Origin of the sequence: Duganella radicis, assembly GCF_009720825.1 — a bacterium.
Classification (GTDB): Bacteria; Pseudomonadota; Gammaproteobacteria; order Burkholderiales; family Burkholderiaceae_D; genus Rugamonas; species Rugamonas radicis.
This window is the reverse complement of record NZ_WNKY01000005.1, coordinates 72,692-85,157: the sequence shown is the minus strand read 5'-3', so window position 1 is coordinate 85,157 and position 12,466 is coordinate 72,692. Positions and strand designations below refer to the sequence as shown.

The 12,466-nt window shown below is 64.6% G+C and carries 12 protein-coding genes; 11 read left to right on the top strand and 1 reads right to left on the bottom strand.

The genetic code is table 11. From position 1 onward, the window contains the following. Positions 1–13 precede the first annotated feature (13 nt). Complete coding sequence (locus GM676_RS07605) at positions 14–208, bottom strand: zinc-finger domain-containing protein (RefSeq protein WP_155462899.1); 195 nt, start codon at positions 206–208, stop codon at positions 14–16. A 135-nt stretch (positions 209–343) separates the two neighbouring features. On the opposite strand from GM676_RS07605, the gene GM676_RS07600 reads away from it, so the two are divergent. From GM676_RS07600 to GM676_RS07550, 11 genes are all read left to right on the top strand, one after another. Continuing rightward, the gene (locus tag GM676_RS07600) at positions 344–1,078 is read left to right on the top strand and encodes an AzlC family ABC transporter permease (protein WP_155462897.1); all 735 of its coding nucleotides are present in this window, start codon (positions 344–346) and stop codon (positions 1,076–1,078) included. Next, positions 1,071–1,403 carry an AzlD domain-containing protein gene (locus GM676_RS07595; protein ID WP_371866149.1) on the top strand — a complete coding sequence of 111 codons (333 nt, stop codon included), beginning with the start codon at positions 1,071–1,073 and terminating at the stop codon, positions 1,401–1,403. Before GM676_RS07600 ends, GM676_RS07595 begins: the two co-directional genes overlap by 8 nt. 67 nt (positions 1,404–1,470) lie before the next feature. Next, positions 1,471–2,688, top strand: a complete 1,218-nt coding sequence (locus GM676_RS07590; protein ID WP_155462893.1) for a phosphoglycerate kinase — start codon at positions 1,471–1,473, stop codon at positions 2,686–2,688. A 181-nt stretch (positions 2,689–2,869) separates the two neighbouring features. Further along, entirely contained in the window at positions 2,870–4,318 is a 1,449-nt protein-coding gene (gene pyk / locus GM676_RS07585) for a pyruvate kinase (RefSeq protein WP_155462891.1), read from the top strand. 67 nt (positions 4,319–4,385) lie between these two features. Beyond that, positions 4,386–5,450: a class II fructose-bisphosphate aldolase gene (gene fba, locus GM676_RS07580; protein ID WP_155462889.1), complete on the top strand. Its 1,065-nt coding sequence runs from the start codon at positions 4,386–4,388 to the stop codon at positions 5,448–5,450. A 95-nt stretch (positions 5,451–5,545) separates the two neighbouring features. Continuing rightward, entirely contained in the window at positions 5,546–6,439 is an 894-nt protein-coding gene (locus tag GM676_RS07575) for a phosphoribosylaminoimidazolesuccinocarboxamide synthase (RefSeq protein WP_155462887.1), read from the top strand. Positions 6,440–6,442: 3 nt separating this feature from the next. Then, positions 6,443–6,943 carry a 5-(carboxyamino)imidazole ribonucleotide mutase gene (purE, locus tag GM676_RS07570; protein WP_155462885.1) on the top strand — a complete coding sequence of 167 codons (501 nt, stop codon included), beginning with the start codon at positions 6,443–6,445 and terminating at the stop codon, positions 6,941–6,943. Next, positions 6,943–8,151, top strand: coding sequence for a 5-(carboxyamino)imidazole ribonucleotide synthase (locus GM676_RS07565; protein ID WP_155462883.1), 1,209 nt, complete (start codon positions 6,943–6,945; stop codon positions 8,149–8,151). Before purE ends, GM676_RS07565 begins: the two co-directional genes overlap by 1 nt. Then, entirely contained in the window at positions 8,148–9,221 is a 1,074-nt protein-coding gene (locus GM676_RS07560) for an L-threonylcarbamoyladenylate synthase (RefSeq protein ID WP_371866148.1), read from the top strand. Before GM676_RS07565 ends, GM676_RS07560 begins: the two co-directional genes overlap by 4 nt. Before the next feature lie 105 nt (positions 9,222–9,326). Further along, complete coding sequence (locus GM676_RS07555) at positions 9,327–10,871, top strand: alpha/beta hydrolase family protein (protein ID WP_155462881.1); 1,545 nt, start codon at positions 9,327–9,329, stop codon at positions 10,869–10,871. Between the two features lie 174 nt (positions 10,872–11,045). Then, complete coding sequence (locus GM676_RS07550) at positions 11,046–12,449, top strand: SGNH/GDSL hydrolase family protein (protein WP_155462879.1); 1,404 nt, start codon at positions 11,046–11,048, stop codon at positions 12,447–12,449. The last annotated feature ends 17 nt before the right edge of the window (positions 12,450–12,466 follow it).

The window sequence follows — 12,466 nt, the reverse complement described above, 5'->3', positions numbered from 1 at the left end:
GGGCGCTGGTTGATTAGTGATGGCCGACAACCGTGCCCGGCTTCAGGCGGTAGGCGGTGCCGCAATACGGGCATTTGGCTTCGCCGTGGATGAATTCCAGGAACACGCGCGGGTGCGACGACCACAGCGGCATGGCTGGGTTGGGGCAGTGGGCCGGCAGATCCTTGCCATCGAGTTCTACGGCGTTGGCGGCGTTTGGGGTGGTCATTTCTTGTGGCTCCAGATGGCTGAGAGAAAAGCACGATTCTAACGGATTCGCGCAGCGAGCAAAAATCGTCGGTAAAATAGCGCCTCCACAATCCCGGCAGAGCCTATCCTGTGGCAGGAATGCCACAACGATTCCATGACTGATATCAGCAGCACAGCCAGCGTTCCCTGCGTCGCGGCCCACCACGAACCCTCTTGGCGCGAAGGCGTCAAAACCGGCATGCCGGCGCTGTTCGGCATTGGCGCGTGGGGACTGGTGGTTGGCATCGCCATGGTCAAGTCCGGGCTTACCATACCGCAGGCGCTGGGTATGACGCTGGTGGTGTTCGCCGGTTCGGCACAGTTGGCGGCGTTGCCGCTGATCGCGTCCAATGCGCCGATTTGGGTGATTTTCGCCACCGCCTTGGTGGTGAACCTGCGTTTTGTGATCTTTTCCGCCCTGCTGGCGCCGCACTTTGCCCACCTGCCGTGGCGCCAGCGGCTGACGCTGGGTTACGTGGCCGGCGATATGACGGTGGCGCTGTTCCTGCAAAAATACCCGTCCGAAGCGCCGCAGGTCGGCAAGCTGTCGTATCTGAAGGGACTGCTGTACCCGAACTGGGCCTCGTGGCAGATCGGTTCGATCGCCGGCATTTTTGTCGGCAGCGCGGTGCCGCCGGAGTGGGGGCTGGGCTTTGCCGGGACGCTGGCCATCATTTGCGTGATGATCCCGCTGATGGCGGGCCGTCCGGCGCTGTGCGGCGTGCTGGTGGCGGGCACGGTGTCGGTGCTGGCGCATGGTCTGCCGTACAAACTGGGTCTGCTGGCCGCCGTGCTGGTCGGCATGCTGACGGCGATGGTCATTGAAGAATGGAGTAGCAAACGTGGCTGACTGGGAAATCTGGCTGGTGATCCTGGTGCTGGCGCTGGCCACCGCCTGCACGCGCAGCTCGTTCTGGCTGGTCGGCCATCACATCACCATCCCCAAGCGGGTGCAGGACATGCTGCGCTATGCGCCGGCCTGCGCGCTGGCCGCCATCGTCGCGCCCGACCTCATTTTGGCCGCCAACGGCCAGCCGGTGCTGGACGCCAGCAACCTGAAACTGGTGTCCGGGATTGTCGCCACGATTTATTATTTGCTGCGACGCAATATGCTGGAAACCATCATCTTTGGCATGGCTTTCTTCACGGCATTACGGTTGATAGATGTAACTTAATAACAGAAAAATCACAGCGGGCTTGCGGTAAAATAGCGCTCTTCCTTCAACTCGACCTTGGGTAGCCATGTCCGCTGTTCTGAACTTCATTCGTCTGCAAGACCTCATCGATCAAAACGCACTGCAAGGCAAACGCGTTTTCATCCGCGCCGACCTGAACGTGCCGCAGGATGATGCTGGCAATATCACCGAAGATACCCGTATTCGCGCCTCTGTTCCCGCCATTAAGGCAGCAGTTGCCGCCGGCGCCAAGGTCATGGTCACGTCCCACCTGGGCCGTCCGACCGAAGGCGAGTTCAAACCGGAAGACAGCCTGGCGCCGGTCGCCAAGCGCCTGTCGGAACTGCTGGGCCAGCCGGTCGAGCTGAAACAGAACTGGGTGGACGGCGCCGGCCTGGAAGGCCTGCAAGCCGGCCAGGTGGTCTTGCTGGAAAACGTCCGCGTGAACAAGGGCGAAAAGAAGAACAGCGACGAACTGGCGCAGAAAATGGCCGCTTTGTGCGACATCTACGTGAATGACGCCTTTGGTACCGCCCACCGCGCCGAAGCGTCGACGCATGGCATCGCCAAATTCGCACCGGTGGCCGCCGCCGGCCCGCTGCTGGCCGCCGAACTGGACGCGCTGGGCAAGGCGCTGGGCGCCCCGGCCCGTCCGCTGCTGGCCATCGTGGCCGGCTCGAAAGTGTCGACCAAGCTGTCGATCCTGGAGTCGCTGGCGGACAAGGTGGACAACCTGATCGTCGGCGGTGGCATCGCCAACACCTTCATGCTGGCCGCCGGCCTGAAGATCGGCAAATCGCTGGCCGAACCGGATCTGGTGGGCGCCGCACAAACGATCATCGACAAAATGGCCAAGCGCGGCGCGCAAGTGCCTATTCCGGTGGATGTGGTGTGCGCCAAGGAATTCTCGCCTGGCGCCGCCGCCACCGTAAAAGACGTCAAAGATGTGGCAGATGACGATATGATCCTGGATATCGGCCCTAAAACCGCCGCCCAGCTGGCGCAGCAAATCGGCGCCGCCGGCACCATCGTGTGGAACGGCCCGGTTGGCGTGTTCGAGTTCGACCAGTTCGCCGAAGGCACCAGGACGCTGGCGCTGGCCATCGCCCAATCGAAGGCGTTCTCGATCGCCGGCGGTGGCGACACCCTGGCCGCTATCGCCAAGTACAACATCAGCGAGCAAGTGGGCTACATCTCCACCGGCGGTGGCGCTTTCCTGGAGTTCCTGGAGGGTAAAACCCTGCCTGCGGTCGAGATCCTGACCCAGCGCGCGGCAGCGAAGTAAAGGGTAGTAAATAGCACGGTCGTGCTTTGTAGCAAATTAACAGTAGAATCGAGTTAATGCCTGCGGCGGGCATCAAATATGTAGCAAATCTACAGATTTGATGTCCGCGCCGCAACAAAGCGCAGCTTCCTGGTTTCCGCCGCGCGGAAACTATTCGCATGACCTACCGCTAAGGAATACTATGTCTCGTAGCACCAAAATTGTCGCAACGATCGGCCCAGCCTCCACCGACTTCAACGTACTGGTCAAGATGATCCGTGCGGGCGTGGATGTCGTGCGCCTGAATTTCTCGCATGGCAAGGCGCAGGATCATATCGACCGCGCTCGCCTGGTGCGCGAGGCAGCCGCCGAGTGCGGCCGTGAAGTCGCCATCATGGCGGACATGCAGGGCCCGAAAATCCGCGTCGGCAAATTCGAGAATGGTAAGATTGAACTGGCCAAGGGCGACAAGTTCATCCTCGACGCCAAGTGGGGCGAGAACGGCGAACTGGGCAACCAGGAACGCGTCGGCCTGGACTACAAGGCGCTGCCGCAGGACGTGCGTCCGAACGACCAGCTGCTGCTGAACGACGGCCTGATCGTGCTGGTGGTCGACAAGGTGATCGGCAGCGAGATTTACACCGTCGTGAAAATCGGCGGCGAGCTGTCCAACAACAAGGGCATCAACCGCCTGGGCGGCGGCCTGACCGCGCCGGCGCTGACCGCCAAGGACATGGAAGACATCAAGACGGCAATGAGTTTCCAGTGCGACTACCTGGCGATCTCGTTCCCGAAAAGCGCAACCGATATGGAAATGGCGCGCCAGCTGGCCAACATCGCCGGCGAGCCATTCGGCCACAAGCCGATGATGATCGCCAAGATCGAGCGTGCCGAAGCGATCCCGCTGTTGCAGGAGATCCTCGACGCGTCCGACGGCATCATGGTGGCCCGTGGCGACCTGGCGGTGGAAGTGGGCAACGCCGCCGTGCCGGCCCTGCAAAAACGCATGATCCGCATGGCGCGCGAGTCGAACAAGCTGGCGATCACCGCGACCCAGATGATGGAGTCGATGATCTTCAACGCCGTGCCGACCCGCGCCGAAGTGTCGGACGTGGCCAACGCCGTGCTGGACGGCACCGACGCCGTGATGACGTCGGCCGAAACCGCATCGGGCCGCTACCCGATTGAAACCGTTGAAATGATGGCCGCCATTTGCGTGGAAGCCGAGCAGTCCGAGTACAACAAGCTCGACGCCGACTTCGTGAATGCGACCTTCACCCGTATCGACCAGTCGATCGCCTACGCGGCGCTGTTCACCGCGCACCACCTGGACGTGAAGGCGATCGTGGCGTTGACCGAGTCCGGCTCGACCGCGCTCTGGATGAGCCGCCACAACATCGATACGCCGATTTTCGCGCTGACGCCGTCGACCACGACGCTGCGCAAGGTGGCGCTGTACCGCAACGTCAAGGCCTACAATCTGGCGCAGGAAGGCGGCAGCACCGCCGTGCTGAAGAAGGCCGAGGAACTGCTGGTGGCCAATGGCGTGGTCAAGAAGGGCGACACCATCGTGGTCACCTGGGGCTCGCCGATGGGCCAGGTGGGCGGCACCAACGCGCTGCGGATCGTCAAGGTCGGCGAATTTAGTTAATTGACTGTCCGTCGGGGATGACGACGGGCGGTGTGACAGGTTTTTTTATTGTTATTGGAGTATCACCATGTCCCTCGTATCCATGCGTCAACTGCTGGACCATGCCGCTGAAAACGGCTATGGCATCCCTGCGTTCAACGTCAACAATCTGGAGCAAGTGCAGGCCATCATGGCTGCCGCCGACGCCCTCAACGCGCCGGTGATCATGCAGGCTTCGGCCGGCGCCCGCAAGTACGCCGGCGAAGCCTTCCTGCGCCACCTGATCGACGCCGCCATCGAAGCTTACCCGCACATCCCGGTCGTGATGCACCAGGACCATGGCCAGTCGCCGGCGGTCTGCATGGCCGCCATCCGCTCCGGCTTCAGCTCGGTGATGATGGACGGCTCGCTGGAAGCCGACGGCAAGTCGGTGGCCTCCTACGAGTACAACGTGGAAGTGTCGAAAGAAGTGGTGAAGTTCTCGCACGCCATCGGCGTGACGGTGGAAGCCGAACTGGGCGTGCTCGGTTCGCTGGAAACCATGAAGGGCGACAAGGAAGACGGCCACGGCGCCGACGGCACCATGACCCGCGAACAGCTGCTGACCGACGTCGCGCAAGCCGCCGACTTCGTGCAGAAGACCCAGTGCGACGCCCTGGCGATCGCCATCGGCACCTCGCACGGCGCCTACAAGTTCACCCGCAAGCCGACCGGCGACATCCTGGCCATCGACCGCATCAAGGAAATCCACGCCCGCATCCCGAACACCCACCTGGTGATGCACGGCTCGTCGTCGGTGCCGCAGGAACTGCTGGCCATCATCCGCGAATTCGGCGGCGACATGAAGGAAACCTATGGCGTGCCGGTGGAGGAAATCCAGGAAGGCATCCGTCACGGCGTCCGCAAGATCAACATCGACACCGACATCCGCCTGGCCATGACCGCCGCCGTGCGTCAATTCATGTTCCAGAACCCGTCGAAGTTCGACCCGCGCGACTTCCTCAAGCCAGCCCGCGCCGCCGCCGAGCAAGTGGTGCGCGCGCGCTTCCAGGCGTTCGGCTGCGAAGGCCAGGCGTCGAAAATCAAGCCAATTCCGCTGGAAAAAATGGCCGCGCGCTACGCCGCCGGCGAGCTGGCCCAGATTGTGAAGTAAAATAACGGGTTAGTCCCTTTGGATTAACCTCTTTCAACCGGCGAACGAGGGATGCCTCCTTTGCCGGTTTTTGCTTTTTCATTACATTCCTTGCTATGAACAGCCTCTACCAGTCCTCCATCAAGTCCCTGCCACTCCTCGGCCACGGCAAAGTCCGCGACAACTACGCAGTTGGCGACGACAAGATCCTGATCGTCACCACCGACCGCCTGTCGGCTTTCGATGTCGTCATGAATGAACCGATTCCCGGCAAGGGCATGGTGCTGAACCAGATGACCGATTTCTGGTTCTCGAAACTGGGCCACATCGTCCCCAACCACCTGACCGGCGTGGCGCCGGAGTCGGTGGTGGCCGCTGACGAAGTGGAGCAAGTGAAAGGCCGCGCCGTGGTGGCCAAGCGCCTGAAGCCCATCATGGTGGAGGCGGTGGTGCGCGGCTACATCATCGGCTCGGGCTGGAAAGACTACCAGGACACCGGCTCGGTCTGCGGCATCAAGCTGCCGGAAGGCCTGAAGCAGGCCGAGAAGCTGCCACAGCCGATCTTCACGCCGGCCGCCAAGGCCGACCTCGGCGAGCACGACGAGAACATCAGCTACGAGGAAATGGAAAGCCGCATCGGCGCCGAACTGGCCGCCAGGATGCGCGACGTCGCCATCCAGCTGTACACCGAGGCCTCCGAATACGCCGCCACCCGCGGCATCATCATCGCCGACACCAAGTTCGAATTCGGCCTGGACGAAAACGGCGTCATGCACCTGATGGACGAAGTGCTGACTGCCGACTCCTCGCGCTTCTGGCCTGCCGACTCGTACGCCACCGGCATCTCGCCGCCATCGTTCGACAAGCAGTTCGTGCGCGACTACCTGGAAACCCTGGACTGGGGCAAGACCGCGCCGGCGCCAGCGCTGCCGGCCGACGTCATCAACAAAACCCAGGCCAAGTACTTCGAAGCCATCGAACGCCTGACCGGCGAAAAGCTGAAGGCCTGAGCGATGAGCGATCAGAACAAACCACTGGTTGGCGTCATCATGGGCTCGTCCTCGGACTGGGACGTGATGCAGAACGCGGTCAACATCCTCAAGCAATTCGGCGTGCCGTTCGAGGCGCAAGTGATCTCGGCCCACCGCATGCCGGACGAGATGTACGCCTACGCCAAGAGCGCCCGTGCGTGCGGCCTGCGCGCCATCATCGCCGGCGCCGGCGGTGCGGCGCACCTGCCGGGCATGGTGGCGGCGATGACCATCGTGCCGGTGCTGGGCGTGCCGGTGCCGTCCAAGTACCTGCGCGGCGAAGACTCCATGCTGTCCATCCTGCAAATGCCGAAAGGCGTGCCGGTGTCGACCTTCGCCATCGGCGAAGCGGGCGCCGCCAATGCGGCGCTGACCGCCGTGGCCATGATCGCATCGACCGACGACGCGCTGGCCGCCAAGCTGGAAGCCTTCCGCCTTACGCAAACCGAGGCCGCCAAGGCCATGACCCTGCCGCTTGAATAATGAGTGATACGAAGTTGAAACCCATCCTGCCGCAAGCCCATCCGCCAGCCTGGCTGGGCGTGATGGGCGGCGGCCAGCTGGGCCGCATGTTTGCCCAGGCTGCGCAAGCCATGGGCTATCAGGTCGCGGTTCTCGAACCTGTGCCGGAGCCGGCCGCCAGTTGCCCGGCCGGCCAGGTCGCGCAGCGCCTGGTCAACGCTGGCTACAGCGATGCCGCCGGTCTCGACGCGCTGGCCGCGCAATGCGCCGCCGTCACCACCGAGTTTGAAAACGTCCCGGCCGACAGCCTGTCGCGCCTGGCGCAGTCGGTGTTTGTGGCGCCGGATGCGCATGGCGTGTCGGTGGCGCAGGACCGCATTGCCGAGAAATCGTTCTTCGTCAGCTGCGCCGGCAAGTCGGGTGTGATGCCGGCGCCGCACAAGGTGATCGCCTCGCAGGCGGACATCGACGCCATCGATGACAATCTGCTGCCGGGCATCCTGAAAACCGTGCGCATGGGTTACGACGGCAAGGGCCAGGTGCGCGTGAAGTCGCGCGCCGAGGTGCAGGCGGCGTTTGAATCCATGGGCAAGGTGACTTGCCTGCTGGAGAAGATGCTGCCGCTGGCCTACGAAGTGTCGGTGCTGACCGCGCGCGGCCATGACGGCGAGTCGGTGGTCTACCCGATCGCGGAAAACGTGCACCGCGACGGCATCCTGTTCACCACCACCGTGCCCGGCCCGAACGTGTCGGACGAGAGCGCGTTGAAAGCGCAGCAGGCGGCGCAAGCCATCGTGGCCGAGCTCGGCTACGTGGGCGTGCTGTGCATCGAATTCTTCGTGCTGACCGACGGTTCGCTGGTGGTCAACGAGATGGCGCCGCGTCCGCACAACAGCGGCCACTACACCATCGACGCTTGCGTCACCAGCCAGTTCGCGCAGCAAGTGCGCGCCATGGCGCGCCTGCCGCTGGGCGATGTGCGCCAGCATTCGCCGGCCGTCATGCTCAACATTCTGGGCGACGTCTGGTTCGAAGGCGACAGCAACGAGCCGCGCGAACCGGCGTGGGATGAAGTGCTGGCGCTGCCCGGCGCCAATCTGCACCTGTACGGCAAGGACGATCCGCGCCGCGCGCGCAAGATGGGGCACCTGACCTTCATCGCGCCGACCTTGGAGCAAGCGCAGCAGCAGCTCAACGCCGCCTGCGCTATCCTGGGAATCGCGCCGTGAAGCAGCTGTCCGCCACCGTTGCCGGCCAGGCCGCCATCGCCGACGCGGCGGCCGTGCTGGAAGAGGGCGGCCTGGTCGCTTTCCCGACCGAGACCGTCTACGGCCTCGGCGCGGATGCGGAAAACCCGGCCGCCGTGGCGCGCATTTACGAAGCCAAGGGCCGCCCGCACGACCATCCGGTGATCGTGCACGTCGCGCCCGGCGCCGATCTGGATTACTGGACCACCGATGTGCCGGAAGAGGCGCGCAAGCTGGTGCAAGCCTTCTGGCCCGGCCCGCTGACGCTGATCCTGAAACGCCATCCGCGAATTCCGGACGCCGTCTCGGCCGGGCAGGACTCGGTTGGCATCCGCTGCCCGTCGCACCCGGTGGCGATCGCCTTGCTGAGCGCCTTCAAGGGCGGCAAGGGCGGCGTGGCCGCGCCATCGGCCAACAAGTTCGGCAACGTCAGCCCGACCACCGCCCAGCACGTGCGCGATGAGTTCGGCCTCGACGCGCACGACGACGGCGCCCTCAACGGCGACGCCGCTTGTTCGGCATCCGCGCTCAGCGTGGTGCTGGAAGGCGGCCCGAGCCAGGTCGGCATCGAATCCACCATCGTCGACATGTCGCGCCTGGCGACGCACGGCCCGGTGTTGCTGCGTCCCGGCCACATCAGCGCGCAGCAGATCGCCGACGTGATCGGCATGCTGCCGGCCGCGCCCGATCAGGCCGCGCCGCGCGCCTCCGGCACGCTGGAATCGCACTACGCGCCGCGCACCCCGGTCACCATGCTGGCGGCCGATGCCTTGCGCACCGCGTTGGGCAATCTGCAAGCCAAGGGCGTCAAGGTGGCGCTGATCGGCCACGCCTTGCCGTCGCTGGTGGCGGCCCAGCGCAAGCTGCCGGCCGATCCGGCCGGCTACGCCTATGGCCTGTACGCGGCGCTGCGCGACATGGACCAGACCGGTTCCGATCTGATCCTGGTCGAAACCCCGCCGCAAGACAACGCCTGGCTGGGCGTCAACGACCGCCTGCGCCGCTCGGTGTTCGGCTCGGCCGGCGTGATCGAGGCGCTGCTGCAAAAATAGGACGTCATTGTTGCCCTGCGGCGTGTCGCTCGCGCATTGCTTCCCTGCTAAGATGTTTTTGTTGTCGGCCGAAAAACTCGCCCGGCCATCTTGCAAGGATGTACTATGCGCGACGCTCGTTTGGCACTGCTTCCCCTGGTTCTGCTGCTGGCCTCCTGCGGTGGTGGCGGCGGCAACGCCGGCAACCAGAGCGGCGGCGTGGTGGTCACGCCGCCATCACCGCCGGTATCGCTGCGCGGCCAGCTGATCGGCAGCGCCACGGTGGCGCCGGTCACCGTCAGCGCCGGCGTGGTGGTCAACACGGTCGAGCCGGCCACGCTCAAGGCCCTGGTCGATGCGCAAACCGATTTCGGCAGCAGCATCACCGGCAACCCGACCTGTGCCGTCACGGCTTACCGCTACACCTACCATACCGTGGACTCCCTGGCCGCCGACACCCCGGCCGGCGGCGCCATCTACGTGCCGTCCGGCGGCAACGCCGCCTGCCAGGGCGGCCGCCCGGTGCTGCTGTACGCGCACGGCACCTCGGTCAGGAAGAGCACCGACATGGCCGACCTGTCGTCCAGCGAGCCGCGCCTGATCGCCGCCCTGTTCGCGGCGCAGGGCTACATTGTGGTGGCGCCCAACTACGTCGGCTACACCGGCTCCACCGCCGGCTACCATCCCTACCTGGACGCCGAGCAGCAAGCGGCCGACATGATCGACGCCTTGCGCGCCGCCCGCAGCGCGTTCGGCAGCGTCAACGCCAGCGCTTCCGCGCGCCTGATGGTGAGCGGTTACTCTCAGGGCGGCTTCGTGGCCATGGCCACCCAGCGCGCCATGCAGACCAAATACGTGACGGAATTCACGGTCACGGCGGCGGCGCCGCTGTCCGGCCCGTACGCGCTGAGCCAGTTCGGCGACGCCATCTTCGGCGGCGCGCCCACCACCGGTTCGGCCGCCTTCATTCCCATGCTGATCAACGCTGGCCAGCATGCCGGCGCCGCGCTGTACACCAGCACCGGCGACATCTACGAAAATCCGTACGCGGCCGCCATCGCCGACCTGTTGCCGGGCACGCAAAGCCTGGGCGATCTGGTGGCGGCCGGCAAGCTGCCGAACGATGTGCTGTTTGCATCCGATTCGCTGCCGCAGGCGGCCGGCTACGGCAGCTTCTTCGGTCCCGACCATCTGATCAAGACCAGCTACCGCAACGCCTACCTGGCCGACCTCAAGGACCATCCATGCAACGCCAGCAGCGCCGCGCCGCTCAACTGCGCGCCGGCGCAGTCCTTGCGTAAGTGGCTGCTGAAAAACGATCTGCGCACCTACACGCCCAACCTGCCGATGTTCCTGTGCGGCGGCGCGAACGATCCGGTGGTCCCGTACGCCAACACCAGCGCCGCCGAAGCCTACTTCCGCGCCCAGGCCAGCGCCAGCTTGCCGCTGACCGTGCTGGATGTGGACGACAACGCGGTGCTGGGACCTTACCGCACCACGCGGGTGGAATTCGCCGCCGCCAAGGCGCTGGTGCGGCGCGCCACGCTGGATCAGACCGGCAGCGCGGCGGCCGCCGACCAGGCGGTCAAAGACGCCTATCACGCGGGTCTGGTGGCGCCGTTCTGCCTGCGCGAGGCGCGCGCCTTCTTCGATTCTGCACCATCTCGGTGAGTTGCTATTTGATATAGGTTAAGGTCCACCGAGCAAGCGTTCTTTTTTGCTCACAAACCGCTGTTTTTAGTGGCGTTGCTCTATACAAGCGTGGTCAGGACTGGCATATTAGTTGGGATGCGAATAGCACGGCCGTTCGCATCACCAGACAAAAAGATATTCAGAGGAGACAACATGCGTCAAACCAAATTTGCACTTGCTGCAATGGCCCTGGCCGTCCTTGCGGGTTGCGGCGGCACCGATCCGGCGCCGGGCAATCAATCCGTCAAAATCAAATACAGCGCAGAGGTGACGTTCGGCGACAGCCTGTCCGACGTCGGCTCCTACGCCGTGGGTACCGTTGCCGCGCTTAAGGGCGGCAAGTTCACCATCAACGGCGATAATACTTCGATCAACTCAACGCTCACCGGCAAAACCTGGACCGAGTTGCTGGCCGCCCAGATCGGCCTGTCCGCGCCTTGCGCCGCCGTCACCGGCCTGGATGGCGACGCCACCAAAGGTTTCTCGGTGCCCGCCACCGCGCACGCCGGCTGCTACAACTACGCCATGGGCGGTTCGCGCATCAGCAACCCGGTCGGTTCTGGCCACAAGGCCACCGGCAGCCCGGTCGGCGCGCTGACCTATCCGATCACCACCCAGATCGCCAACCACCTGAAAGCCGTCGGCGGCAAATTCAAGGGTGACGAGCTGGTGCTGGTATTCGGCGGCGGCGGTGAAATCCTGGCCCAGCTGGCCGAACTGAGCGCGGCGGCCACCGCCGCCGGCAACGCGGCCGGCGCCGCCGCCGGTGCGCAAACCTACGTGCAAAGCCTGGTCAGCCAACTGGCCGCCAAGGCCACCGATCCGGCCACCGCCGCCGCCGCCATCACGGCCGCCGTCGCCACCGAGAGCGCGCGTGCCGGCAGCACCCGCGAAAGCATCACCTTGGCCGCCATCGGCGCCGCCGCCGTGCAGCCGGGCGCCGCCAGCGTGGCCGACAAAGCCGTCTATGGTCCGATCACCCTGAAGGCCGGGGCTGACGCCACCGCCGCCGGCACCGCCGCGGGCACCAAGGCCGGCGCCGACTACGCTGCCGCCAACGGTCCTGCCGTGGTGACCAACATGGGCAAGGCCGCCGTCGAGCTGGTGGGCCTGGTGAAAAACCAGATCCTCGCCAACGGCGCCAATTATGTGGTGGTGAACAACCTGCCTGACGTGGCGACCACCCCGTCCGGCCGCACCAAGGATGCCTCGACCCAGGCGCTGATCAACGCCGCCGTTTCCGCCTTCAACACCGCCCTGGCTTCCGGCCTGTCCGGCGAGTCGAAAGTGGTGCTGGTGGACGTGTTTGCCGTCAGCCACGACCAGGCCACCAACCCTGGCCCATACGGCCTGACCAACGTGGCCGAGCCGGCGTGCATTATCACCGACACCACCAAGAATGCATTGAGCAGCTCGCTGGTCTGCAATGGCGGCAACCTGAAATCGGGCGACGTCAGCCACTGGTCCTTCGCCGACGATGTGCACCCAACTCCGTACAACCACCTGCTGCTGGCACGCTATGTGTCCATGGCGCTGGTGACCAAGGGCTGGCTGTAATCACACATCATCATACG